This is a genomic window from Streptomyces sp. NPDC029526 (assembly GCF_040637405.1).
In the GTDB taxonomy this organism is placed as follows: domain Bacteria; phylum Actinomycetota; class Actinomycetes; order Streptomycetales; family Streptomycetaceae; genus Streptomyces.
The window spans coordinates 16,984-43,952 of sequence record NZ_JBEZWE010000022.1 but is presented as its reverse complement, the minus strand read 5'-3'; the positions used below and the strand labels follow the sequence as shown (position 1 = coordinate 43,952).

Sequence of the window (26,969 nt, the reverse complement as noted above, 5' to 3'; positions counted from 1 at the left end):
TTCTTCGTGAACCTTCGACGGCTCGCCGGGGCGGGGCGGGCGCGCGGGCCCGACGGGGAAGTCCGTGGCCGGGTGAATCCGGCTCTGTGTACAGTGGACCAGCCTTCGCGCGCGGAGCGCGCGGCGCCTCCTTAGCTCAGTCCGGTCCAGAGCGGCTGTCTTGTAAACAGCAGGTCGTCGGTTCGAATCCGACAGGGGGCTTTCGCAGGGGGCCTCGTGCGGGCCCCTCCCGTCCGTCCCGGGCCGGCCCGTTTCTCCGGCCCGGGACGTCTCAGGCCCGGGACGTCTCAGGCACGGCGCAGGCGGCGGGCGATCTCCAGGTCCGTGTCGTCCAGGGGCCGGCCCTCCTCGGTCTCCCACAGGCAGTTCTGCAGCACCCTCCCGTACGTCCAGGCGCGGGCCCGCGCGCGGTCCAGCCCGAGCACCTCGGTCATGGCGTCGAAGCGCCGGAGGACGTCGTCGGCACGGAAGGGGTTGGCCAGCGCGGGCCACAGGTCGAAGCCGGGGTCGCCGACGAGGGGTTTGGGGTCGATGGCGAGCCAGGGGGCGCGGTCGGCGGCGAGCACGTTCTCGTCGTGCAGGTCCCAGTGCAGGAGGCGGTCGCCGGGCTCGTCGACGACTTCCCGGACGGCCGCGGCGCAGTCGGCCACCAGGCGCCGGGACTCCGGGTCGGGGATGCGCTCCAGGGCGGCGGGCGTGCGTTGGAGCATGCGCCGCGCGATGTCGTCGAGGCGGCGCATGCCCGCGGGGGCCGGGGCCACGTGGAGGCGGGCCAGCAGGCGGGCGATCACCAGGACGCCCTCCTGAGGGTCGGCCACGCGGGACAGCATGCGGGAGCTGTCCAGGCGCTCCAGGAGCATGGTGCCGGTGGGCTCGTCGTGGTCCAGCAGCCGGACCGCGCCGTCGCCGTCCCACCGGCGCAGGGCGACCGGTTCGCCCTCGCTCTCGTGGTCGCGGAGCTGCAGCTTCAGCATCGCCGGTGTGCCGTCCGCGCGGTCCACCGGGACGACCAGGGCGCTGACGCCGTGCAGGGGAGTCCCGGTGATCCGCAGCTCCCAGCGGTCCACGAAGGACGCGGTCAGCTCCGGCAGGGCGGCGACGAAGGCGCGGCCCGCCTCCTTGTTGAACTTGATCTGGGTGGCCGCGAGTTGCGGCGGGACGACGATCACACACCGCACGGTAGCCGGGTGGCGTGGCCGGGGCGGGGGGTGAGGCGAGGGGCGGGGCGGGGTGCTCCGTCCCCGGCGGGCCGCGCGCCGGTGGGGCGTGTGCCGGTGGGGCGTGTGCCGACGGGCGGCGCGCCGGTGGGTCGTCTGCCGACGGGCCGTGTGCCGGCGAGTCGTCTGCCGGCGGGCGCCGTGTGCCGTGTGCCGGGAGCGGGGCGCTCCGGTCAGCGGGGTGCTCCGGTCAGCGGGGCGCCGGGGGCCGCTGCGGTTCCAGGACGACCTTCCCGGTGGTGCCGCGGTTCTCCAGCGCCCGGTGGGCGGCGGCGGCCTCGGCGAGGGGGAAACGGTGGACGGCGGGGACGAGCCGGCCCTCGGCGGCCTCGGTGAGGGCGCGTTCCTCGAGCGTGCGCAGGGGGTCGGGGCCACCGGCCCGCCGCAGCATGGCCGGGCCGAGGACGTTCACGGAGACACCGTCGACGAGGTGCGGGGCGTCGCTGTCGAGGCCCTGCGACGACCAGCCGAAGACGACGTGCCGTCCGCCGGGGGCGAGCAGGCCGACGGCGGTGCGGGCGACGTCCCCGCCCACCCCGTCGAACACGACGGTCACCCTGCCCGCGTACGCGGCGAGCCGGCCGGCCCAGCCGGGAGCGGTGTAGTCGACGGCGAGATCGGCGCCGTTCGCCGTCACGCGGGCCGTCTTGGCGGGGCCGCCGGCCAGGCCGACGACGGTCGCCCCGGCGTTGCGCGCGTACTGCACGAGCAGGGTGCCGATGCCGCCGGCCGCGGCCGGGACCAGGACGACGTCACCGGGGCCGGGCTCGGCGAACTGCACGATGCCCATCGCGGTCCGCCCCGTGCCGATCATGGCGACGGCCCCGGCGTGGTCGAGGCGCGGCGGGATCACGTGCAGCCGGTCGACGCCGGTGACGGCCAGCTCGGCGTACCCGCCGGGGACGAAGCCGAGGTGGGCGACGACGTCCCGGCCGAGCCAGGCGTCGTCGACCCCCTCGCCGACGGCGTCGACGACCCCGGCGACCTCCCGGCCGGGGACGGTGGGCAGCTCGGCCGGGGCTCCGGCGGGGCCGGCCCGGCCCGCGCGCAGGGCGGTGTCGAGCAGGTGCACCCCGGCCGCGCGGACGGCGATCCGCACCTGCCCGGGGCCCGGCCGGGGGTCCGGGACCTCCTCGTGGACGAGGTTCTCGGCCGGGCCGAAGGCGTGCAGGCGGACGGCGTGCATGGGGACCCCCAGGGGTGGACGGCGGCGCGGCGGGCGTGCCGCGGCGGGCCCTCCCCACTGTTCAACCTCCAGCTTGCTCGAGGTCAAGCCCGCGGCGGCCGAGCGCGAGGGAGACGGCGGTGAGGGCGCTGTTGAAGGACACCTCCGAGAGCACACCGGGCGCGGCGGTCCGGTCCCCGGCGAGGTAGACACCGTTGCCGCGGTCCACGGCGGGCCGGTCGCGCCAGTCGGTGCCGGGCGGGTCGACCGCACCGGTACGGCCGTCCGCGATCGCCTCCCGGCGCCAGGTGAGGCGCTCGCGCCAGCCCGGGAAGCCGAGGTCGAGCAGTTCCTCGGCCCGCCGCACCCCGTCGGCCTTCGACTCCTGCGGGGCGACGGGGATCTGTCCCTGGATCAGCTGCTCACCGGCCGGGGCGAGGGAGGGATCCTGGGCCGTGAACCGCTCCAGCCAGCCCGGGGCGTCCAGGTCCGACACGACGAACGCGTCGCCGCGTCGGGTGCGCACGGCGAGGTCCACGAGGACGGTACGGCCGCTGGGCCAGGTGAGCCCCGGATCGCCGAGGAGCCGGCGGGCGGCCTCCAGGGACGTGGCGACGACGACGGGGGTGTCCGTGGGCAGGGTGTCGACGCGGGACAGGGTCTCCACCCGCACCCCCAGGTTCCGGGCGCGGGCGGCCATCCGGTCGATGAGCCCGCCCCAGCCGCCGCGCGGGTAGTGCGCCTCCGGGGGCAGCCGGGTGGCGCGGCGCAGCCGTTCCTGCACGAAGGCGGCGGACAGCGAGCCCGGGTCGTGGTGGAACAGCGCGACCGCCGCGTAGTGGGCGGCGGCCCGAGCGGCCTCCTCGCCCGCGACACCGGTGGCCCAGCTGAGGAAGTCGGTGCCGACGGGGGCCCGGTCCGCGCGCCGGCGCAGCAGTTTCAGCATCGCGAGGGGCGGGGTGCGGCGCAGCGCCCCGCGGTGGCGGAGCCGGAACCGGGCGGCCTCCAGCGGCGGGAGCGTGGCCAGCGGCCCGACGAGGTCGCGGGCGCGCAGCCAGCTCCAGTGCGGGCCGCCGCTGTAGAGGGCGTGCGGGCCCTCGTTCGTCCGGTACGGGCCCTCGGCGGTACGGGCCCGGCCGCCGAGGGTGTGGTGCGCCTCGTGGACGGTGACCCGGGCCCCCGCCTCCGCGGCGGTGATGGCGGCGGTGAGTCCGGCGAAGCCGCCGCCGATGACGGTGATGCGGTCGGTGTGGTGCATGCCTGTGCTCTCTCCTGTCTCCCGTGGCCCGGGCACGCCTGGGAGGCGCCCGGTGCCTTCACCGCTGTGACGGATCGGGGGCCCCGGAATGTGACATAGGGAGCGTTCGCACAGGTCACGGCATGGTCAGGCAGCAGGTCACGCATGGTCAGGCAGCAGGTCACGCATGAGGAGGCTGGGGAGGCAGCAGATGACGTGACAGAGCTGGTCACTGAGCAGGGCACGGCGCGGGTCACCGGACGGCCGGGGCGTTGTCAGTGGTGGGGTGCAGCATGGGGACATGGCGAGGAGAGCGGCGGGTGGTGCGGGCGTGCGGGAGCCACGGCGGCCGGAGGTGCGGCTCGTGGCGCTGGAGCGTTACGAGGGGGGTGGACTGGAGCCGGACGGGGACTACGACGGGCTGGAGTTCGCGGAGGTGGACCTGTCCGGGCAGGACGGAGCGGGGTCGCGCTTCCTGGACTGCGCGCTACGGGGGTGCGCGCTGGACGGGACGCGGCTGCCCCGGGCCCGGGTGCTGGACTCGGTCCTGGCCGGGGTGCGCGGCGTGGGCACCGATCTCGCCGAGGCCGCCCTGCGCGACGTGGAGCTGACCGACGCGCGTCTCGGCGGGACGCAGCTGCACGGGGCACAGCTGGAACGGGTGCACGTGCGGGGCGGCAAGATCGACTTCCTCAACCTGCGCGGGGCCCGGCTGAGGGACGTCGTCTTCGAGGGCTGCGTCCTGGTCGAGCCCGACTTCGGCGGGGCCCGGCTGGAGCGGGTGGCCTTCGTGGACTGCGCGCTGAAGGAGGCCGACTTCACCGGTGCGACGCTCACGGACGTCGACCTGCGCGGTGCCGTCCCCCTGGAGATCGCCCGAGGGGTGGACCGGCTGGCGGGCGCGGTGATCAGTACGGGTCAACTGCTGGACCTGGCCCCGGTGCTGGCGGCCGAGGCGGGGATCCGGGTGGAGGGGTGAGCCCGGGCGAGGGGAGTTGACGGCCGGGCACGGGGTGGCGGGGTGACGTGGTGACGTGGTGACGCGAGAGCTTGTGGGCAGGGGTGACCGGGGTTCCCGGGTAACGAGAGGGCGGGGTGGCCGGAGGCCCGGCGGTGCGGTGGCCGCGCGTGCGGTGACCTGCTCGTCCGGTGCCCCGGACGTGAGGACGGCCTGGTCTCGGGTGGCCCGGTTTTGGGTGAGCCGGTCCCGGCTCGCGCCCGGCTCGGCCGTGGAGGGTCAGCCGACGCGGGGGAAACGGGCCTGGAGGGCCCAGACGGCCGGGTTCTCGCCCAGGTCCTCGTGCAGGTCGATCAGGTCGGCCAGCAGGTCGTGCAGGAAGTCGCGGGCCTCGCGGCGGAGTTCGGCGTGCGAGAAGGTCAGCGGGGGTTCGCTCGCCGGAAGCCATTCGGCCTCGATGTCGACCCAGCCGAAACGGCGCTCGAACAGCAGGCGGTCGGTCGACTCGGTGAAGTCCAGCTCCGCGTGCTGGGGCCGCGAGGCGCGTGAGCCGGCCGGGTCGCGGTCGACGCGTTCCACGATGTCGCACAGGGCCCAGGCGAAGTCGAGCACCGGCACCCATCCCCAGGCTGTGGACAGCTCGCGGTCCTCCTCGGTGTCCGCCAGGTAGACGTCGCCGCAGAACAGGTCGTGGCGCAGCGCGTGGACGTCCGCGCGGCGGTAGTCGGTCTGCGGGGGGTCGGGGAAGCGGTTGGAGAGGGCGTAGCCGATGTCGAGCACGGGGTTGATGGTGTCACGGCCGCGCGGCACCGCTGTCGGGGGCCGCCACCTCCTAGGATCGCGGGGTGCGCCCCCACCGCCGCCCCCCGGCTCCCTCGGGCTCGGCCCCACGTCGTCGCCCCGCCGCTGCCCGCCGTGCGGAGGCACGGCGCGATGCGCCCACAGGGCCCGCGACCCCGTTCGAGTGCGAGCCCGTTCGTCCGGCCGGTTCTGATACGCCCGCCGGTGCCGATACGCCCGCCGGTGCCGATACGCCCGCCTGTGCGGATACGCCCGCCGGCGCCGCCGGGGCTGCGGACTCCGCGGGCGGCCCCGCTCGCTCCGCCGACAGCCCCGCCCACATGGCCGGCAGCCCCGTCCGCACTGCCGGCAGCCCGGCCCGCCCCGACGACCCCGCCCCCTCGGTCCCGCCGAGCCTCACGGCCCGCTTCCGCCTTCCCGGCCTCCGCCTTCCCGACTCCGGTCTTCCCGGCCTGCGCCTTCCCGGTTCCGGCCGCCTCCTCGGTTCGGGCCCCCGGCTCCCCGCCCTCGGAAGCCGCGTCGGGGACCCCGCCCGGCGGGACGTCACCGGCCGTGCCCCCCTGCACCCGGCAGGCCCTGGCGTGCGTCGTCCCGCGCGCGGCCCCGTGCGCCGGCCGCGGCTGTCTGCCGGGGTGCTGGCCCTGCTCGCCGCGGTGGCGACCGCCTGTGGGGGCGGGGGCGGGGGCGGGGGCGGGGGCGCGGACGGCGGCGTCGGGGCGTCCGCCGACCCGGGGCCGTCGCGCTCGGGGGTGGGGGACCCGTACTTCCCGCAGTCGGGCAACGGCGGGTACGACGTCGCGCACTACGACCTCGACCTCGCCTACGATCCCGGCCCGCACCACCTGGCCGGCACGGCGACCGTCACCGCCCGCGCGACCGAGGACCTGCCCGCCCTGAACCTCGACCTGGAGGGCCTGGACGTGGAGCGGGTCGCCGTCGACGGGAAGCCTGCCCGGTTCCGGCGCGACGGACAGGAACTGACGGTCCGTCCGCGCACCGCGATCCGGCGGGACGACACCTTCCGGGTGACCGTGCGCTACTCCGGGGCCCCGGTGACCGTCACCGACCCGGACGGCTCCGAGGAGGGCTGGCTGCGCACGGCGGACGGCGCGGTCGCGCTCGGGCAGCCGACCGGGTCCATGGCGTGGTTCCCGGGCAACCACCACCCCTCCGACAAGGCCACCTACCGTCTGACGCTGACCGTGCCGAAGGCCCTGCGGGCAGTGTCCAACGGGGAGCCGGAAGGCGAGGAGACGCGGGGCGACCGCCGGATCCAGCGCTGGCGGGTGAGCGAGCCGATGGCGAGCTACCTCGCGGTGGCCGCCATCGGCCGGTACGACGTCCACCGTTCCCGGACGGCCCGCGGGCTGCCGGTGTACTCGGCCGTGGACCCGGACCAGAAGGACGCGAGCCGTCCTGCGCTGGACCGGCTGCCCGAGGTGCTGGAGTGGGCGGAGCGGCGGTTCGGCCCGTACCCGTTCTCCTCCGCGGGGGTCATCGTCGAGCGTCCCGGGGACGCCGGGTACGCGCTGGAGACCCAGAACCGGCCCGTCTTCCCCGGGGCCCCGGACACCGGCCTCCTGGTGCACGAGATCGCCCACCAGTGGTACGGCAACTCGGTCGGGCCGGAGAGCTGGCGCGACATGTGGCTGAACGAGGGCTTCGCGACGTACGCCGAGTGGCTGTGGCGGGAGGAGCACGGCGGGGACAGCGCCCAGCAGACCTTCGACGCGCTGTACGCGGGGACGTACTTCGCCGACGAGGCGTCGAACGAGGCCGTGTGGGCGTTCCCGCCGGCACGGCCGCCCGGCCCGGCGCAGATCTCCGGTGCGCCCGTCTACCAGCGCGGGGCGATGGTCCTGCACAAGATCCGGCAGACCGTCGGCGACGACGCCTTCGACGCACTGCTGCGCGGCTGGGCCCGGGAGAACCGTCACGGCACCGTCTCCACCGCGGACTTCACCGCCTACGTCGAGAAGCAGGCCCCGGACGAGGACTTCGACCCCGTCTGGTCGGAGTGGCTCCACGGGACGGGCAGGCCGGCCCAACCCTGAGGGTCGTGGTGTGTCGGTGCCTGCCTGGCCCTGCGGGCCGTGTTGCCCCGCCGCCGCCCGGCCGCGAGGGGCGCGGCGCGCCGCCGCCCACCCGGCCCCGAGAAGCGCGGTGCGCCGGTGCTGCGGCGGGGGCGGGCACCGCTCCGGCTGCTGGGAACCGAGGAGCCCCCGCCCCACCGGGCAGGCAGGAACGCCGGAGCCCCCGCCCCCGCCGGGCAGGCGGGAACGGGGGCTCGCGGACGACCGCGACGTGCGTCAGACGTTGACGCCGAAGTCCTGGGCGATGCCCACCAGGCCCGAGGCGTAGCCCTGGCCGACGGCGCGGAACTTCCACTCGGCGCCGTTGCGGTACAGCTCGCCGAAGACCATGGCGGTCTCGGTGGCCGCGTCCTCCGAGAGGTCGTAGCGCGCGATCTCGGCGCCGCCCGCCTGGTTGACGATGCGGATGTAGGCGTTGCGGACCTGGCCGAAGTTCTGGCTGCGGTTCTCGGCGTCGTAGATGGACACCGGGAAGACGATCTTGTCGATGTCGGCCGGCAGGGCGGCCAGGTTGACGTTGATCGCCTCGTCGTCGCCCTCGCCCTCACCGGTGCGGTTGTCACCGGTGTGGACGATGGTGTTGTCCGGCGTCTGCTTGTTGTTGAAGAAGACGAAGTGGGCGTCCGAGTAGACCTTGCCCTGCGTGTTGACCGCGATGGCGGAGGCGTCGAGGTCGAAGTCCGTGCCGGTGGTGGTGCGGACGTCCCAGCCGAGGCCCACGGTGACGGCGGTCAGGCCCGGAGCCTCCTTGGTGAGCGAGACGTTGCCACCCTTGGACAGGCTTACAGCCATTGTTGGGAGTCCCTTCCCTCGTTGACGTACGGCTAGAAGCTACCGCTACCCCCTTGAACGCGAGAGGCCAACGCCAGGTTCCAGTTCCCTTTACTTTCTTTACCGACGATATTGGGGTGACGCCGCCCCGTCCGGCACGCGACCATGGACGGCATGTCCGGTCCCTCCCGCAGGCCCGGGGGCCTGCCTCCCGGAGCGCTCCGCGTCCGTGGCTCCGTCTTCCTGCCGGAGTCCGAGCTGATGTGGCGTTTTTCGCGTTCCTCGGGTCCGGGCGGCCAGCACGTCAACACCAGCGACTCGCAGGTGGAGCTCCGGTTCGACCTCGCCCGCACCACGGCACTGCCCGAGGTGTGGCGGGAGCGGGCGCTGGAGCGGCTCGCCGGGCGGCTGGCCGACGGCGTGGTGAGCGTGCGCGCCTCGGAGCACCGTTCCCAGTGGCGCAACCGCGAGGCGGCGGCCACGCGTCTCACGGCTCTGCTCGCCGAGGCCACCGCACCGCCCCCCAAGCCGCGCAGACCGACCCGTGTCCCGCGCGGCATCAACGAACGCCGGCTCCGCGAGAAGAAGCAGCGCGCCGAGACCAAGCGAGGTCGCAGCGGCCGGGACTGGGGCTGACCTGCCTGACCCGGTGCGGCACCGAACGGCCGGGACCCGCCGTGCGACCGACGGGTGCACGGCGCCGGGGAAGTCCGGCCGCAAGGGCGCAGGACGCGCAACCTCGTACGGCGCTGCGGGCGGAGCGGGCGAGCGCCCGCGAGGCACTGGGGACGCGGGGCACGCGATGCCCGCGGTTACGGACGCAGGCCGCGCACCCTCCGTGCATGTCACAGGTCGCGCAACCTCCGTGCACGGCGCAGCACGGGTCGCCGCCCGCCCCCGCCCGCGCTCAGCCCAAGTGCCGGTAGCGCCCCCGGAAGTAGGTCAGCGGGCCGCCGTCCGCGCTGGGGAGCGCGGCCGTGAGCACCCGGCCGATGACCAGGGTGTGGTCCCCGGCCGCGACCCGCTGCTCGGTGCGGCACTCCAGGGTCGCCAGCGCCCCGCCCACCAGCGGCGAGTCGCTGTACTCGCCCCGTACGTAGGGGATGTCCTCGAACAGCAGCCGGTCGCTGATGCGGCCCCGCATCGCGAAGCGGCCCGCGATGTGCCGCTGGCTCTCGGCGAGCACCGACACCGCCCACAGGGGCTGCTCCTCCAGCAGTTCGTCCATGCGGGACCCCTCGCGCAGGCTCACCAGCACCAGGGGCGGGTCCAGGGACACCGACATGAACGCGGTGGCCGTCATGCCGACGTCCTCACCGGCCGGGGCCCGCGGGTCGTCGGGGTCCAACGGCGGTTCCTTCGCGGTCACCAGGACCACGCCGGCGGCCAGGCGGGACAGGGCGGCACGGAACGCGTCATTGCTCACCCCCTCAGCATGCCGGGCGGCGGGCACCGAAGTGATCGAGGACGGGGCGACAGGAGTGTGGGACACACCGGAACGCTAGTCTCCGCCTCACCCGGGCCGCATCGGACCCCGGGCCCAATCCGGTCCTAGGACCAGCGGACGACGGCCGAGGCCGGCCGGCGAGGGCCGAGCAAGGGCCGAGCAAGGGCGAGGAGGGCCGAGAAGGGGCGAGGGAGGCCGAGGAAGGCCGAGAAGGGCCGAGGAGGGCCGCAAAGGGATCCCGAAGAGTCCCTCTCCGCGATTGCGTCGAAATTCAGGGAGAAACCATGGAAAGATCAGCCAATTGTTCACGTTTACCTGTGACTTGAGTCACAGGGAGCGGGAATTGTTGACCCTGTGTACCGAGTGGGCAGCGCGCTGTGATTCAGTGGCTGGGAAGCTGCCAGGACGATACGCCGATGAGCACCCTTGATTCGCTGCGAGGACTCGGGGGGAGGGCGAGCATGGAGACCGAGTCGGAACCCTATGTGCGCTTGGCGTCGCTGCGACAACTGCACCAGGTGATGGCCGACATGAACACGGCCCGAAGCCTGGCGGACACCCTGCAGACCGTCGCCGACGGGGTCGTCGACGCCCTCGGGTACGAGCTGGCCTGCGTCAACCTCGTGCGCCACGACGGCGACCTGGTCGTCGCGGCCTTCTCCGGCAACCCCGCCGCCGAGGCCCTGATCACCGGCCGGGTCGGCTCCCGCGAGTCCTGGGAGCGGCGCCTCGTCATGGGTGAGCGCTGGGGCGACCTGATCTTCATACCCCACACCGAGGGCTGGGTCCTCGACGACGACGACGTCCCGCAGTGGTACACCGACGGCCCCGCGCCGCGCTTCGAGGACGAGTGGCACCCCTCCGACCGTCTCTTCGCGCCGATGTACGCGCCCGGCCCGCAGGGCGGCGGCACCTCCGGCGAGCTGATCGGCGTGCTCTCCGTCGACCGCCCGCGCAACGGCCGGCGGCCCGGCGCCTGGGGCCGCGAAGCACTCCAGATGTACGCCTTCCAGGCCGCCATCGCCATCAGCAACGCGCGTCTACGTGCGAACATGCAGCGCGCCCTGGTCCGCCTGGAGCGGGAGCAGCAGGCCCTGCGCGCCAGCGAGGAGAGCTTCCGGCAGGCCTTCGAGTACGCCCCCTCCGGCATGGCCATCGCCGAGATGGGCGGCGACCAGCACGGCCGGATCCTGCGCACCAACGACGCCCTGTGCCGGCTGCTCGGCCGCCGCGCCTCCACGATGCGCCGCTACTCCTTCTCCGACCTCGTCCACCCCGAGGACATCGGCACCCTGCTGCGCACCTCCGCCGAGGGCGGCCGGGCCGAGCTCCGGCTGGCCCGCCGCGATGGCACCTACGTCTGGGTGTCCCTGCGCAACAGCGTGGTCGCCGACGCCGCCGACGGGCCCCGGTTCCTGCTCACCCACGTCGAGGACATAGAGGAGCGCAAGCGGCGCGAACTCCACCTCGCCCACCGCGCCTCCCACGACTCCCTCACCGGCCTGCCGAACTCCGCCGAACTGCGCGCCCGGCTCTCCGCCCGGCTGTGTCGCCAGCGCCCGCCCGCCGCGCTGCCCGCACCCGGCTCCCTGGAGTCCTTCGAGGCCTTCGAGTCGTTCGACACCCACGACGCCGCCCACGGCGGGCCACCCGTCTTCGACCGGGGCCACGACTTCGACTTCCCGCCCGGCGCCGACGAGTACGACGGCTACGACCACCACGTGCACATGGTCGCGCCGCCCGACGACCACGACGACGGCAGCAAGGGGCTCGCGGTCCTCTTCTGCGACCTCGACGGCTTCAAGTCGATCAACGACCGCTTCGGGCACAACGCGGGCGACGCCGTCCTCATCGAGGTGGCCCGCCGGCTCGGCAACGGCGTCCGCGACGGCGACACCGTCGCCCGGCTGGGGGGTGACGAATTCGTCATCCTCGCCGACGGGCTCGGCCGCGCCGACGCCCAGGACCTCGCGGTGCGGCTGCGCAACGAGATCATCCAGCCCATCCGGGCCGAGGGGCGGGCCGTACGGGTCGGCGCCAGCTTCGGCATCGGGTGGGCGCACTGCGGCATGACGGCCGACGAAGTGCTCAAGTCCGCCGACGAACGCATGTACGTCGAGAAACGATCCCGTCCCAAACAGCACCGTCGAGCCGGGTGAATCCCAGGTCAGGAAGCTGATGCGGTCCGCGTCACCCGATCGGGTCATCCGATGGGGGTAGGCTCGCCATTCTGACCACGCTTCTGCACCCGATCAGTACCTAGGAGCACCAAGGGATGACGCCCGGCAACAACGGCGCGAGCACGCCCGAGGACGACGACCCGTTCGGCTACCTCTACGCCGACGGTCAGGCCAATGGGGCCCAGCCGCCGTCCGGGGGCTACGGCTACCCGAACTCGGTCAACCGGGTACGGGCGGTCGGCGCCCGGCAGTACGGCGGCCAGCAGGCACCCGCCCCGCAGGCACCTCCGCAGCAGGGCGTGTACGGCCAGCCCAGCGCCCACTACGCGGCCCCCGAGACGCTGCCCGGCGGCGCCACGACCGTCCACTCCCCGCAGCCGGGACACGGGGGCGGCGGCCGGGGCCGCGGGCCGAACACCAAGGGCCTGCTGATCGGCGCGATCGCCGTGGTCGCCGCGGTCGTCATCGGCATCGGCGTCGCGATGCTCAGCGGTGACGACGACGACAAGGGCGACGAGGCGGGTGCCACCCCGACACCGACGCAGACCCAGAGCAGCGAGCCGAGCCCGTCGGCGAGCGACGACAAGGGCGACGAAGAGGCGTTCGCGTCCCCGACGATCGACGCGAAGGCGCTCCGCCTGGACGGCGGTGCCTCGCTGGCGTCGGACGTCGAGGGCGCCCAGTCCGACGGCGGCATCTACGTGACCAACCTGAACCAGCCCGGTTCCAAGGTCACCTGGACCGTCGACGGCATCCCGAAGGACGGCGCGTACACCGTCTTCGTGAGCTACAGCACCGCCGGTGAACCCCAGTCGATGACGCTCACCGTCAACGGCAAGGAGTTCGGCAACAAGCTGAACATGGACAACTTCACCGGCGCCGAGGACGGCGACTTCGCCAAGGGCTGGACCAAGACCTTCGCGTGGCCGACCCTGAACAAGGGCACCAACACGATCTCGGTCTCCTGCAACGACGGCGACAAGTGCAACGTCCTGCTGGACCAGCTCTACATCAAGGAAGGCCAGGTCAAGAAGTAGCCGACGTCAACGCCGTTGTCCCCTGGGAACAACGGCGTTGAGTGATTCTTCGGCGCAGGTCGTTGTCAGGCCCAGTCGGTACACGAGTTGAGCAACTTGAGGAATATTGCTGCGATGAGCGGGAAAGTCGCTCATTTGCTTTGTTCGTCCTCAATCCTCTGACGTCCGGCTGCTGGTGGATGACGTTGGTTCGCCACTTCTGCGCAGGGGAAGCAGGGGTGGGCGATATGGCCGAAAAGAGAATGCAAGGCTGCTGACGGCGCGCGCCTTCGATGTGTGGCCCCCCGGTCATTTGCGGGCGGATGAATGGGAGTCAGGCGGCGTTCGTCTCTGTCGTCACTGTGATACCGGACAGCAGCTCCTCGTACGCCGGGCGGTCGAACTCGCCCGCCACCGGTGACAGAACCGTGGCCGCGGACAGAGCGACCGCGCGGGTCAGGCGGTCCGGCCAGGGGAGGTTCTCGACCAGGCCCGAGAGCAGGCCCGCGACGGCCGAGTCGCCGGCGCCGGTCGGGTTGCCGTGCAGGCGGGCCGGGGGTGTGGCGCGCCAGCGGCCGTCGGGGGTGAGGGCGAGCAGGCCGTCCGGGCCGAGGGAGGCGACCACCGCGCCCGCGCCCCGGCGGCGGGCGTCCCGGGTGGCGGTCGACGGCTCGTGGGAGCCGGTCAGTTCGGCCAGTTCGTCGGCGTTGGGCTTGAGGACGTCCGGGCGTCCGGCGATGCCGCGGCGCAGCGCCGCCCCGCTGGTGTCGAGGAGGGTGGGCACCCCGGCCGCGCGGGCGGTGCGCAGGAGGCCGGCGTAGGCGCCGACGGGGACGCCCGGGGGGAGGCTGCCGCACAGGGCCACCGCGGAGGCGGACGGGAGGAGGGCCGCGTAGGCCTCCTGGAAGGCGGACCACTCGGCGGGGGAGACCGTGGGGCCGGGTTCGTTGAGCTGGGTGGTGCCGCCGGAGGTCTCGTCGACGACGGCTATGGTGCGCCGGGTCGTGCCCTCGACAGGCAGGAGGGCGTCCACCAGGCCGGGTACGGCGGCGAGTCGCTCGCGCAGGATGCGCCCGGTGGTGCCGCCGGCGAAGCCGGTGACCGTGACCTCGTGCCCGAGGGCGGCGAGCACCCGGGCCACGTTGATGCCCTTGCCGCCGGGACGTTCGGCCACCTCGGAGACGCGGTGGGAGGCGTGGGGCCGCAGGGACGGCACACGGTGGGTGATGTCGAGAGCGGTGTTCAGCGTCACCGTGAGGATCACCGTGCCGACCTCCCCGTCATGCCGTCCGCGTCGGTCGCGCGGGCCTGTCCGTCAGGTACACGATCATGCCAAAGAGACGGCGGCCGGCCCACCCCCGAACCGGTCGCCGTCTCCTGACGGCAGGACGGATCACGCCTGTTGGGGACCGATCACGCCTGTCGGGGATGGATCAGGCCTGTGGGGGACGGATCACGCCTGCCGGGGCCGGACCACCCATTCGCCCCGGCGCATCACGCCCGTGAGGGCGAAGTCCGCGTCCAGGACCACGAGGTCGGCGTCCTTGCCCGGTTCGAGGGAGCCGATGCGGTCGTCCAGGCCGAGCAGCCGGGCGGGGTTGGCGGACAGGGCGGCGACCACGTGCTCCACGGGCAGCCCGTCGACGGTCACCGCCCGCTGGAAGGCGCGGTCCAGGGTGAGCGTCGAGCCGGCGATGGAGCCGCCCTCCACCAGCCGGGCCACGCCGTCGGCGACCTCCACCTCCAGCGGGCCGAGCAGGTAGCGGCCGTCGCCGAAGCCCGCCGCGTCCATGGCGTCGGTGATGAAGGCGACCCGGCCGGGGCCCGCGTGGTGGAACGCCAGCTGGAGCGCGGCGGGGTGCAGGTGGACACCGTCGTTGATCAGCTCGACGGTGACCCGCTCGTCCTCCAGCAGGGCGGTGATGGGGCCGGGGGAGCGGTGGCCGAGGGCGGGCATGGCGTTGAACAGGTGGGTGGCGACGGTGGCGCCCGCGTCGATGGCGGCGACCGTCTGCTCGTAGGTGGCGTCGGTGTGGCCGACGGCGGCGATCACGCCGTGCTCGGCGAGCAGGCGCACGGAGTCCAGGCCGCCGGGCAGTTCGGTGGCGAGGGTGACCATCCGGGCGTGGCCGTGGGCGGCGTCGATCAGCTTGCGGACCTCCGCCGGGTCGGGGTCGCGCAGCAGCTTCTCGGAGTGCGCGCCCTTGCGGCAGGGGGAGATGAAGGGACCCTCGAAGTGGATGCCGGCCAGGTCGCCCTGCTGCGCCAGTTCGGCGAGGAGCCCGGCGCGCTGGACGAGGAAGTCCATCTCGCCGGTGACGGTGGAGGCGACCAGGGTGGTGGTGCCGTGCTGCCGGTGGGTGCGGATGCCGTGCAGGACGTCGTCGACGGTGCCGGAGGTGAAGGACGCGCCGCCGCCGCCGTGGTTGTGCAGGTCGACGAAGCCGGGCACCACCCAGTGGCCGGTCAGGTCGATCGTGCTGACGTCGCCCGCCGGGGCGGGGCCGGACGCGGGGGGACCCCCGGCGACGATCCGCGTGCCCTCGACGATCACGCGGCCGTCGTCCACGGTCCCGGCGGGCAGGACCACCCGGGCACCGGTGAGAACAGTGGTGGGGGCCATCAGGCGGTTACCTCCGAGGGGTCCGGGGAGTCGGCGGGGGCGAGCAGGTCCCGGGCGAGGAGTCCCGCGCCCAGGCATCCGGCGGTGTCCCCGAGGGCCGCGGGGACCAGGGACGGCAGTTTCTGGAAGGTGACCCGCCGCCGGACGGCCTCCCGCAGTGGTGTGAACAAGGTTTCCCCCGCCTCGGCGAGCCCGCCACCGACGATCAGCGTGCGGGGGTCCAGCAGGGTGAGCGCGGTGACCAGTCCGTCGGCGAGCGCGTCGACCGCGCCGTGCCAGACCGTGCGGGCCCGTTCGTCCCCGGCCTCGACGGCCGCGGCGCAGTCGGCCGCGGTGGCGGCGGGATCGCCGGAGGCCGCCGCCCACGCCTCGCTGACGGCCGAGGCGGACGCGTACCGCTCCAGGCAGCCGCGCTGGCCGCACGGGCAGGGGACGCCGCCGGGCCGGACGACGACGTGGCCGATCTCGCCGGCGAAGCCGTGCGCTCCGGCCTCCACCCGTCCGTCGATGCCGATGGCGCCCGCGATGCCGGTGCCCAGCGGCACGAACAGGAACCGGTCGGTGCCCCGGCCCGCGCCGATCCGGCCCTCGGCGAGCCCGCCGGTGCGCACGTCGTGGCCGACGGCGACGGGAATGCCGCCGAGCCGTTCGGTGAGGAGTGCGCGCAGCGGGACGTCGCGCCAGCCGAGGTTGGCCGCGTAGACGGCGGTGCCGGTGTGCTCGTCGACGATGCCGGGGACGGCGAGGCCCGCCGCGGACGCGGGGCGGCCGTAGCGGTCGGAGCCGTGGGCGTGCAGGTCGGCGGCGAAGTCGAGGATCTCGGCGACGACGGCGTCGGGTCCGCGTTCGCGGCCGGTGGCGCGGCGCGCCTGGTGCAGCAGTTCGCCTCCCGCCCCGACCAGGGCGGCCTTCATCCCGGTGCCGCCCACGTCGAGGGCGATGACATGTTCCACGAGGACAGTGTGACCCCGTCACCCGGGAGAGGTCTAGTCCACTTACGTGGTGTAGACCTTATTCCGGTTATCGAAAAATTTCGAACGGCGCACCGGTCGCCGGGGTTGGGGCAGTGAGCAGTGCAGCGGCAGGTCAGGACACGGGCGATCGCGGTGGTCTCCGCACTGGGACTCGTCGGAGTCCTCGGCGGATGCGGTGGCGGTGACTCCTCCGACGTGACGTTGAAGCTGGTCGCCGCCGACTACGGAGACAGCGCCGACAACAGCACCCGGAAGTACTGGGCGGAACTCGTCGAGGACTTCGAGGCCGGGCACCCGGGCGTGAAGGTCGACGTCAGCGTCTACTCCTGGAACGACGTCGACCGCAAGGTCAAGGAGATGGTCGACGCGGGCGACCCGCCGGACCTGGCGCAGATCGGCGCGTACGCCGACTACGCGCAGCAGGGCCTGCTGTACAAGGCCCGCGAGGTGCTCTCCATCCCCGTCCAGGCCGACCTCCTCTCCCAGCTGACGGACGCCGGCAAGGTCGCCTCGGTGCAGTACGGGCTGCCCTTCGCCTCCTCCACCCGCGTGCTCTTCTACAACAAGGACCTCTTCGACGAGGCCGGGATCACCCCGCCGGAGACGTGGGACGACCTCGTCGACAACGCCACGAAGCTGAAGGCCGAGGGCGTGAAGTACCCCTACGCGCTGCCGCTCGGGCCCGAGGAGGCGCAGGCCGAGACGATGCAGTGGCTGCTCAGCGGCGACGGCGGCTACACCGACGACCGGGGCGCCTACACCATCGACTCCGTCGAGAACGTCGACACCCTCACCTGGCTGAAGGACGAACTGGTCGGCGCCGGCCTCACCGGCCCCGTGGCGCCCGGGAAGCTGAACCGGGCGGACGCCTTCGCCGCCTTCGCCGCGGGGGACGTCGGCATGCTCAACGGGCACCCCTCGCTGATGAGGCTCGCCGGGCAGAAGGGCGTCGAGTACGGCATGGTGCCCACGCCCGGCGTGGACGGGGAGAGCAGGGCCACCCTCGGCGTCTCCGACTGGATGATGGCCTTCAAGGAGAACGGCCACCGCGAGGCGATCGGCGACTTCCTCGACGCCGTCTACAGCGAGAAGAACGTGCTGAAGTTCTCCCGCACCTACGACCTGCTGCCGGTCACCCAGTCCGCGTCCCGCGTGATGGCGGAGTCCGCCGACGACAAGGCCCTCAAGCCCTTCCTCGACCAGCTCGGGACGTCCGAGCTGTACCCGGTCGGCGAGACCTCCTGGGCGGCCGTCAACGCGCAGATCAAGAAGCAGATCGGCAAGGCCGTCGCCCCCGGCGGCAGCCCCGCCGTCGTCCTCTCCGGCCTCCAGGCCACCGCCACCCGCACGGAGGGCGGCGGCCGGTGACGGCCGTCCCGGCGGCCCTCACGGGAGCCTCCGGGGTCGCCGGGCCCCGCCCGTTGTCGGTGGCGGGGGTTACGGTGCGGGACATGGACGAGGAATCACGGACGGCCCGGCCGGCGGCCGGACTGGGCCGACGCGAGCAGGACATCCTCGCGCTGGAGCGCCGTGGCTTTCCCGGCCCCGGCGCGAAGGAGCGCGCGATACGCGAACGCCTGGGCCTGGCACCGGTGCGCTACTACCAGCTGCTCAACGCCCTCCTCGACGACCCCCGCGCCCTGGCCCACGACCCGGTCACGGTCAACCGCCTGCGCCGCATACGGGACTTCCGGCGCGCGGAACGCTGAGCCGGGGGCCGGGGGCCGGGGGCAGCGGGGCCGGGGGCCGGGGGCAGCGGGGCCGGGGGCGCAACGGCTGGGCGAGGGCCCGCCCACGCGGCCGTCAGCCTGCGGGGCGGCACCCTGCGGGGCCGTCGTCCCGCCGGACCGGCCGGCACCCCGCCCGACCCTCATTCAGCGAACGGCACCTCACGGAACCGTTCACTCCATGTGCACCGCGCGACCGCTCACTTCGCGTACGCCGTCACTTCATGTGCCCGGCCAGCGCGGTCAGCAGGTCCACCAGGCCCGCCGGGCCGTCCACCACCAGGTCCGCGCGGTCGCGCAGCTCGGGCACCTCGTCGCTGCCGCTGCACACCAGCAGCCCGGGGACCCCGTCGGAGCGGAGCTCGTCCACCGCCGCGAAGGCCGGGAGGTCGCCGAGGTCGTCGCCCGCGTAGAGGACGCACCCAACGCCGGTCTCCCGCGCGTGCTCCCGGAGGGCGACGCCCTTGTCCATGCCCGGCGGGCGCAGCTCCAGCACCATCCGGCCCGGCTCCACGATCAGTCCGTGCCGGGTCGCCAGGTCCGTCAGCGGCTCGCGCAGGGCCTCGAAGGCGGCCTGCGGTGCGACGGCCCGCCGGGTGTGGACGGCGACCGCCCGGCCCTTCTCCTCGACCCGGGCGCCCTGTGCCGCGTCCAGCCCTTCCAGCAGCCCGGGCAGCTCCGCGCGCACGGCGGCCACCCCGGGGTGCGGTTCGGGCGCCGTGACGGTGTCGGTGGCGGCGTCCCAGCGCTCGGCGCCGTAGTGGCCGAGGACGACCAAGTGTTCCAGCCCGGCGACTCCCGCGAACCCGCCGTTGCGGACCGCGACGGCGGGCGGCCGGCCGGTGATCACCGCGACGGAGGCCACCTTCGGGGCGAGCGCGGTCAGCGCCGGGACGGCGTCGGGGTGGGCCCGCGCCCGGTCCGGGTCGGGCACGATCGGCGCGAGGGTGCCGTCGAAGTCGAGGCCGATCAGCGCCTCGCCCGGCCGGGCGAGCAGGGCGTCGAGCCCTTCGCGCCCGGCCCGGGTGACGGGCGTCGGAAGGTCGGGGACGGCATGCGGATCCGTGGATGCGGTGTGGCTGCCCATACGGCCAACCTATCCACGTCCGCCCGGTGCCACGCATGCCCGGACGCCCGGTGCCACGCGTGCCCGGCCACCCGGTGCCACGCGGGCACGCACGCCTGGCCGGTCGTCGGCGCGCGGGTCCGGCCGGACACCGCCCGCGGACCGGAGCGGCCACAGCGCGGCGGCCCGCAGACCGGCCGGACCGTCCCCGGGGGAGCCCCGGCCGCACCAGGCCCTACCAGGCCCTACCAGGCCCTACCAGGCCGCACCGGCCGTGCCCGGCGGGCACCCGACGTCCGGCACCCGACTCCGGGCACCCGGCGTCCGGCACCCCCGCGCCCGCGGCGGCGGATCGGTACCAGGATCAGGCGGGGTCCTGCCCCCGCAGGGCGTCCAGCTGGTCGACGAACCACTGGGCGGGCGGCAGCGCGGTCGCCGCCGCGGCCAGGCGCTTGCTGTGCTCGGTGCGCTGGGCCGGGCCCATCGTCAGGGCCTCGTGCAGGGCGCGGGCGGTCCCGGTCACGTCGTAGGGGTTGACGGTGATGGCGTCCTCGCCCAGCTCCTCGTGCGCCCCCGCCTCCCGGCTCAGCACCAGCGCGCAGCCGCGGTCGGAGACCACCGGCACCTCCTTGGCGACCAGGTTCATGCCGTCCCGCACGGGGTTGACCAGGGCCACGTCCGCCAGCCGGTAGGCGGCCAGCGAGCGGGCGAAGTCGTCCTTGACGTGCAGCACGACCGGACGCCAGCCGGGCGTGCCGTACCGGTCGTTGATCTCCTCGGCGACCCGCTGCACCTCGGCGGTGTAGTCGCGGTACACGGCGAGGTCCTGGCGGGAGGGGTAGGCGAAGGCGACGTGCACGACCCGCTCGCGCCAGTCGGGGTGGTCGTCGAGGAGCTGCCGGTAGGCGAGCAGGCCGCGCACGATGTTCTTCGACAGCTCGGTGCGGTCCACCCGGACGATGGTGCGGCGCGGGGTGCCGTCGGGCGCGGTGCCGATCTCCTCGCGCAGCGCGGCCATCCGCTCCTCGACGTCCGGCTCGTGGGAGCGGGCGCGCAGGAAGTCCGCGTCGGCGCCGAGGCCGTGCACGCCCACGCGGGTGTCGCCGAGGCCGCCCGCGAACTGCTCGCAGCAGGCGGTGAAGGCGTCCGCCCAGCGCCGGGTGAGGAACCCGAGCCGGTCCGCGCCCAGCATGCCGCCGAGCACCTGGGCGGCGATGTCGTCGGGCAGCATCCGGAAGTACTCCGGCGGGGCCCACGGGGTGTGCGAGAAGTGGCCGATGCGCAGGTCGGGGCGGAGCTCGCGGAGCATGCCGGGGACGAGCGTCAGGTGGTAGTCCTGCACCACGACGGCCGCGCCCTCGGCGGCCTCCTCGGCGAGCGCTTCGGCGAAGGCCCGGTTGTAGGTCTCGTAGGACGCCCACTGGCGGCGGAACTCCGCGTCGAAGACGGGTTCCAGCGGGGTCTGGTAGAGCATGTGGTGCACGAACCACAGCACCGAGTTCGCGATGCCGTTGTAGGCGTCGGCGTGCACGTCGGCCGGGATGTCCAGCATCCGCACGCCGTCCTCGCCGACGCCGCGCCGCACGGCCTCGCGGTCGCCGTCGGACAGGGCCGAGCAGACCCACAGGGCGTCCGCGTCCGAGCCGATCGCGGACAGCCCGGACACCAGTCCGCCGCCGCCCCGTTTGGCGCGCAGCGAACCGTCCTCGTCCACCGTGTACGACACGGGCCCGCGGTTCGACGCGACCAGCACCTGGGCACCCTGACCAGCCTGAGCAGCATGCGTGGAAGCCATACGCACCAACCTAGCCCGGCCCCCGGAACCTCAAACGTCGCCGGGACGCGCTCAGGCCACCCGCCGGGCCTGGTACTCGGCGATCTCCCGCATGGGCGGGCGTTCCTCGGTGTCGACGGAGTAGGTGCGCGGCTCGAAGCCCTCGTCGGAGCGCTCGAACTGGGTGAGGGCGGGCCGGATCAGGTGGCCGCGGGCCAGGCGGAGCTGGGCGGTGCGGTAGATGGCGGCGGCCATCCGGCCGAGGGCCCGCCCGTCCTGGTGGCGGTGCTTGCGCACGCCGACGTCGACCTGGGCGAGGGCGTCCAGCCCGGCCAGGTGCAGGGCGTCGACCAGCATGCCGAGCTCGACCCCGTAGCCGACCGGGAAGGGCAGCTGCTCCAGCAGCGAGCGGCGGGCCGCGTACTCACCGCCGAGCGGCTGGACGAAACCGGCGAGCTGCGGCCAGTGCATGTTGAGCAGCGGGCGCGCCATCAGCTCGGTGACCCGGCCGCCCTGCCCGGCGGCGGCGCCCAGGGGGCGGTCGTACATGGCCTTGACCAGCTGCACGTCCGGCTCGGTGAGCAGCGGACCGACGATGCCGGTGACGAAGTCGGAGGAGAAGTCGCGCAGGTCCGCGTCGACGAAGCAGACGATGTCGCCCCGGGTGACCAGCAGGGAGCGCCAGAGCACCTCGCCCTTGCCGGGCACGGCGGGGATGCGGGGCAGGATCGCGTCCCGGTGGACCACGGTGGCGCCCGCCGCCGCGGCGGCCGCTGCGGTGCCGTCCGTCGAGCCGGAGTCGATCACGACGACCTCGTCGACCAGCGGCACCTGGAGCATCAGGTCGTGCCGGATCACCGCCACGATGTCGCCGACGGTGGCCTCCTCGTCGAGCGCCGGCAGCACCACGCTCACCGTCTGTCCCGAGGCGCGCTTCGCGGCCAGGAGCGCGTGCGGGGGGCGGTCGGCCACGGACCAGGACCGGTCGATCAGCCAGCGCTCGACTTCTTCCAGCACGGTCTGCGGCTCCTCACTCCGGTCCGGTCCTGTGATCCATCTCGCGCTTCGGACGACTGTCTCAATCGCCCGGGGCGTCGGTTACAGTCTTGAACAACGCGCACGGTCCCCGCATGCCGGGGTCCCGCGCGACAACTGAACACCGCTCATCCAGAGGGGCAGAGGGATACGGCCCGTTGAAGCCCCGGCAACCCTCCAGTCGGTTCTTGTCACACGGACGTGGCGAGGCTCCCGGCTAGGGAAGGTGCCAAATCCGTCTCACGGCGAGATGCGTCGTGAGGAAGATGAGGAGAAAGGGCCTCGCCTCACATGGCTGTGCAGACCGTTGCAAGCAACGCCGACTCTGCCGGTTCCGCCGGTTCCTCCCCCGCCGTCGACCTGGGTCCCGCCGCCGCGCTGTCCTGCCGCGAGTGCGGCCACCGCGTCCCGCTCGGACCCGTCTTCGCCTGCCAGGAGTGTTTCGGCCCGCTGGAGATCGCCTACGACTTCTCGTCCTACGAGGCCGGGGAACTGCGCCGGCGCATCGAGGCGGGACCCGCGAACATCTGGCGCTACGCGCCGCTGCTGCCCGTCCCCGCGGACGTGGCCGGCAAGCCGAACCTCAACCCGGGCTGGACCCCGCTGGTCAAGGCGGACAACCTGGCCCGTGAACTCGGCGTCACCGGCGGTCTGTACGTCAAGGACGACTCGGGCAACCCGACGCACTCCTTCAAGGACCGGGTCGTCGCCCAGGCCCTGGAGGCCGCCCGCGCCTTCGGCTTCACCACCCTGTCCTGCTCCTCCACCGGCAACCTGGCCGGTGCCGTCGGCGCCGCCGCCGCCCGGGCCGGCTTCCGCTCCTGCGTGTTCATCCCGCACGACCTGGAGCAGGGCAAGGTCGTCATGGCCGCCGTCTACGGCGGCGAACTGGTCGGCATCGAGGGCAACTACGACGACGTCAACCGCTTCTGCTCCGAACTGATCGGCGACCCGGCCGGCGAGGGCTGGGGCTTCGTCAACGTCAACCTGCGCCCCTACTACGCCGAGGGCTCCAAGACGCTCGCCTACGAGATCTGCGAGCAGCTCGGCTGGCGGCTGCCGGACCAGATCGTCGTCCCGATCGCCTCGGGCTCCCAGCTCACGAAGATCGACAAGGGGCTGCGGGAGCTGATCGACCTGGGGCTGGTGGAGGACCGCCCCTACAAGATCTTCGGCGCGCAGGCGGAGGGCTGCTCCCCGGTCTCAGCCGCCTTCAAGGCCGGGCACGACGTGGTCCGCCCGCAGAAGCCGGACACCATCGCCAAGTCGCTCGCCATCGGCAACCCCGCCGACGGCCCCTACGTCCTGGACATCGCCCGCCGCACCGGCGGCGCCGTGGAGGACGTCACCGACGAGCAGGTCGTGGACGCGATCAAGCTGCTCGCGCGCACCGAGGGCATCTTCGCGGAGACGGCGGGCGGGGTGACCGTCGGCGTCACCCGCAAGCTGGTCGAGAGCGGCCTGCTGGATCCCTCGCTGACCACCGTCGTCCTCAACACCGGCGACGGCCTGAAGACCCTCGACGCGGTCGCCGGGACCGGCGTGACCGCCACCATCCGCCCCACCCTGGACTCCTTCCGAGAGGCTGGCCTCGCATGAGCGTGACCGTCCGCATCCCGACCATCCTGCGCACCTACACCGGTGGGCAGGCCCAGGTGAACGCCGAGGGGACGACCCTCGCCGAGGTCATCGAGGACCTGGAGAAGAACCACACGGGCATCGCCGCCCGCGTCCTGGACGACCAGGGCAAGCTGCGCCGCTTCGTCAACGTCTACGTCAACGACGACGACGTGCGCTTCGAGCAGGGCCTGGAGACGGCGACGCCGGACGGCGCCGGCGTCTCGATCATTCCGGCGGTCGCCGGCGGCTGATCCGGCCTGATCATTACCGTGGGTAACTTCGGTTACCCAGCGTGGAACTCGTTGCCCCCTCCGTGAGAGAAGCGGAGGGGGCAATTCCATGGGATTGAACGCGATAGGGTTGGGGAACGCGGCCCCGGTCCCTCGATCGGGAACCGTGAATTCCTGCCGCTCGCCCGACGATAAGTAGCCAAAGTCTGTGCGCCTTTCGCGGCTTTTGTGGCGTTTGCGTGACCCGGTTTGCCCTGAATTCGGGCGAAGTTGCACAACATTCCGGACCGGCGGCGTCCAGATTTCTCGTCCGATTGACCTGTTGCAGACGGCAGTTGGACAGATACATTCAGCCGCGGTCGACGCGTTCCGGCGCACGCCCCCACTCCAATGGGGGGTGAGGTCTGACCCGGGTCCGCGAAGTGTGGATCTGTGCAAGGGCCAGTAATAGGGGAGTTAGGCATGGCTCAGGGCACCGTCAAGTGGTTCAACGCGGAGAAGGGGTACGGCTTCATCGCGGTCGACGGTGGTGCGGATGTTTTCGTCCACTACAGCGCCATCCAGATGGACGGGTACCGCACCCTTGAAGAGGGCCAGCGGGTCGAATTCGAGATCTCGCAGGGCCAGAAGGGCCCGCAGGCCGACATGGTTCGCGTCACCGCCTGAACGCGCTACCAGCCGCAAGCAGCTTCTGCTGACGAGGGGCCCGCACCTCCCGGGGTGCGGGCCCTTCGCCGTGCGCCGGCGCCTCCGCAAGGGGGCGGCCGGCCGTGCGCCCGGGCCGCCCGCGCTCCCCGTCCCGGCGGCGCCGTACACCCGTGTTCGCCGACCGCTGAGAGCGCGCCTTCCTCTCCTTCGCGCCCACGCGCGCGAGGGGCCGTACGGGGTGTCGCCGCGCCCCCCGTACCACCCCCGTGCCACCCCCCGCCCGGGGTGCCTCCGCACCGCCGTCCTCCGCCGTCCTCCCAGCACACGGGCCCCGTCGGCCCTCGTGCCGTGGTGCCCGGGAGACACCTCCCCCCGTCCCGGACCGCGCCTGCGGGCACGCCCGCGCGCCCCGACCCTCCGACGGGCCCGCTTCGCGGGAGCGCCTTGCACTCGGAGGGGTCGAGTGCTAATCATTGGCGTTAGCACTCTGAAGGTGAGAGTGACAACGAAGGACCGGGTCGGTGAGGCCCGCAGGCCGTGTGGGGCAAGGAACCACGAGGCCGGCGAGCCGTCCGTCGCGGGCGCGGGCGCGGTCCGAAGGAATCACCCCCAGTCCTGGAGGGACCACTTCACATGGCCAAGATCATCGCGTTCGACGAGGAGGCGCGGCGCGGCCTCGAGCGCGGCATGAACCAGCTCGCGGACGCCGTCAAGGTGACGCTCGGCCCCAAGGGCCGCAACGTCGTCCTCGAGAAGAAGTGGGGCGCCCCCACGATCACCAACGATGGTGTCTCCATCGCCAAGGAGATCGAGCTCGAGGACCCGTACGAGAAGATCGGCGCCGAGCTGGTCAAGGAAGTCGCCAAGAAGACGGACGACGTCGCCGGTGACGGTACGACCACCGCGACCGTCCTCGCCCAGGCCCTGGTCAAGGAGGGCCTGCGCAACGTAGCCGCCGGCGCCAACCCGATGGCCCTCAAGCGCGGCATCGAGAAGGCCGTCGAGTCGGTCTCCGCCGCCCTGCTGGAGCAGGCGAAGGACGTCGAGACCAAGGAGCAGATCGCTTCCACGGCCTCCATCTCCGCCGCCGACACCCAGATCGGCGAGCTCATCGCCGAGGCCATGGACAAGGTCGGCAAGGAAGGCGTCATCACCGTCGAGGAGTCCCAGACCTTCGGTCTGGAGCTGGAGCTCACCGAGGGTATGCGCTTCGACAAGGGCTACATCTCGGCGTACTTCGCCACCGACATGGAGCGTATGGAGGCCGTCCTCGACGACCCGTACATCCTGATCGCCAACTCCAAGATCTCCAACGTCAAGGACCTGCTCCCGCTCCTGGAGAAGGTCATGCAGTCGGGCAAGCCGCTGCTGATCATCGCCGAGGACGTCGAGGGCGAGGCCCTGTCGACCCTGGTCGTCAACAAGATCCGCGGCACCTTCAAGTCCGTCGCGGTCAAGGCCCCGGGCTTCGGTGACCGTCGCAAGGCCATGCTCGGCGACATCGCCATCCTCACGGGCGGCGAGGTCATCTCCGAGGAGGTCGGTCTCAAGCTGGAGAACGCCACCCTCGACCTGCTGGGCAAGGCGCGCAAGGTCGTCATCACCAAGGACGAGACGACCATCGTCGACGGTTCGGGCTCGGCCGACCAGGTCCAGGGCCGCGTGAACCAGATCCGGGCCGAGATCGAGAACAGCGACTCGGACTACGACCGCGAGAAGCTCCAGGAGCGCCTGGCGAAGCTGGCCGGCGGCGTGGCCGTCATCAAGGCCGGTGCCGCGACCGAGGTGGAGCTCAAGGAGCGCAAGCACCGCATCGAGGACGCCGTGCGCAACGCCAAGGCGGCCGTCGAGGAGGGCATCGTCGCCGGTGGTGGCGTGGCCCTGCTGCAGGCCTCCCAGGTCTTCGAGAAGCTGGAGCTCGAGGGTGACGAGGCGACCGGCGCCAACGCCGTGAAGCTCGCCCTGGAGGCCCCGCTGAAGCAGATCGCCGTCAACGGTGGTCTCGAGGGCGGCGTCGTGGTGGAGAAGGTCCGCAACCTCACCGTCGGCCACGGCCTGAACGCCGCGACCGGCGAGTACGTCGACATGATCGCCGAAGGCATCATCGACCCGGCGAAGGTGACCCGTTCCGCGCTGCAGAACGCCGCCTCCATCGCCGCGCTGTTCCTCACCACCGAGGCCGTCATCGCCGACAAGCCGGAGAAGAACGCGGCCCCGGCCGGCGGCGGCATGCCGGGCGGTGACATGGACTTCTGATCCTCCCGAGGATCGGATCCGTCCGACGCACGAACGAGGGCGGCACTCCCTGGACGACAGGGGGTGCCGCCCTCGGGCGTGTCAGGGCACCCGGCACCCGGCACCCGGGTGCCGGCGGTCGCGGGGGCGGC

General features: G+C 73.2%; 23 protein-coding genes, 1 tRNA gene and 1 riboswitch. Of the genes, 12 read left to right on the top strand and 12 right to left on the bottom strand.

Translation table 11 applies throughout. The features are described from left to right. Window positions 1-125 precede the first annotated feature (125 nt). Window positions 126-201 (top strand) — tRNA-Thr (locus AB0F01_RS28610). Window positions 202-287: 86 nt separating this feature from the next. Here AB0F01_RS28610 and AB0F01_RS28605 read toward each other — a convergent pair. From AB0F01_RS28605 to AB0F01_RS28595, 3 genes are all read right to left on the bottom strand, one after another. Further along, window positions 288-1,169: an aminoglycoside phosphotransferase family protein gene (locus AB0F01_RS28605; RefSeq protein WP_362101511.1), complete on the bottom strand. Its 882-nt coding sequence runs from the start codon at window positions 1,167-1,169 to the stop codon at window positions 288-290. 238 nt (window positions 1,170-1,407) lie between these two features. Beyond that, window positions 1,408-2,403: a zinc-binding dehydrogenase gene (locus tag AB0F01_RS28600; protein ID WP_362101508.1), complete on the bottom strand. Its 996-nt coding sequence runs from the start codon at window positions 2,401-2,403 to the stop codon at window positions 1,408-1,410. A gap of 61 nt (window positions 2,404-2,464) precedes the next feature. After that, window positions 2,465-3,640, bottom strand: a complete 1,176-nt coding sequence (locus AB0F01_RS28595) for an FAD-dependent oxidoreductase (protein ID WP_362101505.1) — start codon at window positions 3,638-3,640, stop codon at window positions 2,465-2,467. A 280-nt stretch (window positions 3,641-3,920) separates the two neighbouring features. On the opposite strand from AB0F01_RS28595, the gene AB0F01_RS28590 reads away from it, so the two are divergent. Beyond that, the gene (locus tag AB0F01_RS28590) at window positions 3,921-4,598 is read left to right on the top strand and encodes a pentapeptide repeat-containing protein (protein ID WP_362101502.1); all 678 of its coding nucleotides are present in this window, start codon (window positions 3,921-3,923) and stop codon (window positions 4,596-4,598) included. Between the two features lie 258 nt (window positions 4,599-4,856). On the opposite strand, the gene AB0F01_RS28585 is transcribed toward AB0F01_RS28590, so the two are convergent. Continuing rightward, the gene (locus AB0F01_RS28585) at window positions 4,857-5,357 is read right to left on the bottom strand and encodes a hypothetical protein (RefSeq protein ID WP_362101499.1); all 501 of its coding nucleotides are present in this window, start codon (window positions 5,355-5,357) and stop codon (window positions 4,857-4,859) included. A 653-nt stretch (window positions 5,358-6,010) separates the two neighbouring features. Here AB0F01_RS28585 and AB0F01_RS28580 point away from each other — a divergent pair. Next, complete coding sequence (locus tag AB0F01_RS28580; protein ID WP_362101496.1) at window positions 6,011-7,432, top strand: M1 family metallopeptidase; 1,422 nt, start codon at window positions 6,011-6,013, stop codon at window positions 7,430-7,432. Between the two features lie 255 nt (window positions 7,433-7,687). On the opposite strand, the gene AB0F01_RS28575 is transcribed toward AB0F01_RS28580, so the two are convergent. Next, on the bottom strand, window positions 7,688-8,263 hold the full coding sequence (locus AB0F01_RS28575; protein ID WP_048459028.1) for a TerD family protein: 576 nt from the start codon (window positions 8,261-8,263) through the stop codon (window positions 7,688-7,690). 153 nt (window positions 8,264-8,416) lie between these two features. Between AB0F01_RS28575 and arfB the strand changes: the two genes are divergently transcribed. Beyond that, a complete protein-coding gene (gene arfB, locus AB0F01_RS28570) occupies window positions 8,417-8,878 on the top strand; it encodes an alternative ribosome rescue aminoacyl-tRNA hydrolase ArfB (RefSeq protein ID WP_362101493.1) in 462 nt (153 codons plus the stop codon). 271 nt (window positions 8,879-9,149) lie between these two features. Here arfB and AB0F01_RS28565 read toward each other — a convergent pair whose 3' ends face one another. After that, window positions 9,150-9,734 (bottom strand): flavin reductase family protein, encoded by a 585-nt coding sequence (locus AB0F01_RS28565; protein ID WP_362101491.1) that lies wholly within the window; start codon window positions 9,732-9,734, stop codon window positions 9,150-9,152. Window positions 9,735-10,150: 416 nt separating this feature from the next. Here AB0F01_RS28565 and cdgB point away from each other — a divergent pair, with 416 nt between their 5' ends. Further along, window positions 10,151-11,848, top strand: a complete 1,698-nt coding sequence (gene cdgB, locus AB0F01_RS28560; RefSeq protein WP_362101488.1) for a diguanylate cyclase CdgB — start codon at window positions 10,151-10,153, stop codon at window positions 11,846-11,848. A 116-nt stretch (window positions 11,849-11,964) separates the two neighbouring features. Further along, window positions 11,965-12,906 carry a carbohydrate-binding protein gene (locus tag AB0F01_RS28555; RefSeq protein WP_362101486.1) on the top strand — a complete coding sequence of 314 codons (942 nt, stop codon included), beginning with the start codon at window positions 11,965-11,967 and terminating at the stop codon, window positions 12,904-12,906. 313 nt (window positions 12,907-13,219) lie between these two features. On the opposite strand, the gene AB0F01_RS28550 is transcribed toward AB0F01_RS28555, so the two are convergent. From AB0F01_RS28550 to AB0F01_RS28540, 3 genes are all read right to left on the bottom strand, one after another. Further along, the gene (locus tag AB0F01_RS28550; RefSeq protein WP_362101484.1) at window positions 13,220-14,149 is read right to left on the bottom strand and encodes a 1-phosphofructokinase family hexose kinase; all 930 of its coding nucleotides are present in this window, start codon (window positions 14,147-14,149) and stop codon (window positions 13,220-13,222) included. Between the two features lie 189 nt (window positions 14,150-14,338). Beyond that, window positions 14,339-15,508, bottom strand: coding sequence for an N-acetylglucosamine-6-phosphate deacetylase (gene nagA / locus AB0F01_RS28545; protein ID WP_362101481.1), 1,170 nt, complete (start codon window positions 15,506-15,508; stop codon window positions 14,339-14,341). Continuing rightward, window positions 15,508-16,461: an ROK family protein gene (locus AB0F01_RS28540; RefSeq protein WP_362101478.1), complete on the bottom strand. Its 954-nt coding sequence runs from the start codon at window positions 16,459-16,461 to the stop codon at window positions 15,508-15,510. The genes nagA and AB0F01_RS28540 overlap by 1 nt, the downstream gene beginning before the upstream one ends. Window positions 16,462-16,581: 120 nt before the next feature. On the opposite strand from AB0F01_RS28540, the gene AB0F01_RS28535 reads away from it, so the two are divergent. Both AB0F01_RS28535 and AB0F01_RS28530 read left to right on the top strand, forming a co-directional pair. After that, entirely contained in the window at window positions 16,582-17,850 is a 1,269-nt protein-coding gene (locus tag AB0F01_RS28535; protein WP_362101475.1) for an extracellular solute-binding protein, read from the top strand. An 83-nt stretch (window positions 17,851-17,933) separates the two neighbouring features. After that, complete coding sequence (locus AB0F01_RS28530; RefSeq protein ID WP_362101472.1) at window positions 17,934-18,191, top strand: DUF3263 domain-containing protein; 258 nt, start codon at window positions 17,934-17,936, stop codon at window positions 18,189-18,191. A 235-nt stretch (window positions 18,192-18,426) separates the two neighbouring features. Here AB0F01_RS28530 and otsB read toward each other — a convergent pair whose 3' ends face one another. The 3 genes from otsB to AB0F01_RS28515 all read right to left on the bottom strand — a co-directional run bounded on the left by otsB (window position 18,427) and on the right by AB0F01_RS28515 (window position 22,066). Continuing rightward, window positions 18,427-19,296, bottom strand: coding sequence for a trehalose-phosphatase (otsB, locus tag AB0F01_RS28525; RefSeq protein ID WP_362101469.1), 870 nt, complete (start codon window positions 19,294-19,296; stop codon window positions 18,427-18,429). Window positions 19,297-19,639: 343 nt separating this feature from the next. Beyond that, on the bottom strand, window positions 19,640-21,070 hold the full coding sequence (locus AB0F01_RS28520; protein ID WP_362101466.1) for a trehalose-6-phosphate synthase: 1,431 nt from the start codon (window positions 21,068-21,070) through the stop codon (window positions 19,640-19,642). A 51-nt stretch (window positions 21,071-21,121) separates the two neighbouring features. After that, window positions 21,122-22,066, bottom strand: coding sequence for a glucosyl-3-phosphoglycerate synthase (locus AB0F01_RS28515; protein WP_362101464.1), 945 nt, complete (start codon window positions 22,064-22,066; stop codon window positions 21,122-21,124). A gap of 143 nt (window positions 22,067-22,209) precedes the next feature. Beyond that, window positions 22,210-22,357: riboswitch (SAM riboswitch) on the top strand. An 18-nt stretch (window positions 22,358-22,375) separates the two neighbouring features. On the opposite strand from AB0F01_RS28515, the gene thrC reads away from it, so the two are divergent. From thrC to groL, 4 genes are all read left to right on the top strand, one after another. After that, entirely contained in the window at window positions 22,376-23,683 is a 1,308-nt protein-coding gene (gene thrC, locus AB0F01_RS28510) for a threonine synthase (RefSeq protein ID WP_362101462.1), read from the top strand. Then, window positions 23,680-23,955 (top strand): MoaD/ThiS family protein, encoded by a 276-nt coding sequence (locus AB0F01_RS28505; RefSeq protein ID WP_362101459.1) that lies wholly within the window; start codon window positions 23,680-23,682, stop codon window positions 23,953-23,955. Before thrC ends, AB0F01_RS28505 begins: the two co-directional genes overlap by 4 nt. A 441-nt stretch (window positions 23,956-24,396) precedes the next feature. Then, a complete protein-coding gene (locus AB0F01_RS28500; protein ID WP_004986573.1) occupies window positions 24,397-24,600 on the top strand; it encodes a cold-shock protein in 204 nt (67 codons plus the stop codon). Between the two features lie 615 nt (window positions 24,601-25,215). Further along, on the top strand, window positions 25,216-26,838 hold the full coding sequence (groL, locus tag AB0F01_RS28495; RefSeq protein ID WP_362101457.1) for a chaperonin GroEL: 1,623 nt from the start codon (window positions 25,216-25,218) through the stop codon (window positions 26,836-26,838). Window positions 26,839-26,969 lie beyond the last annotated feature (131 nt).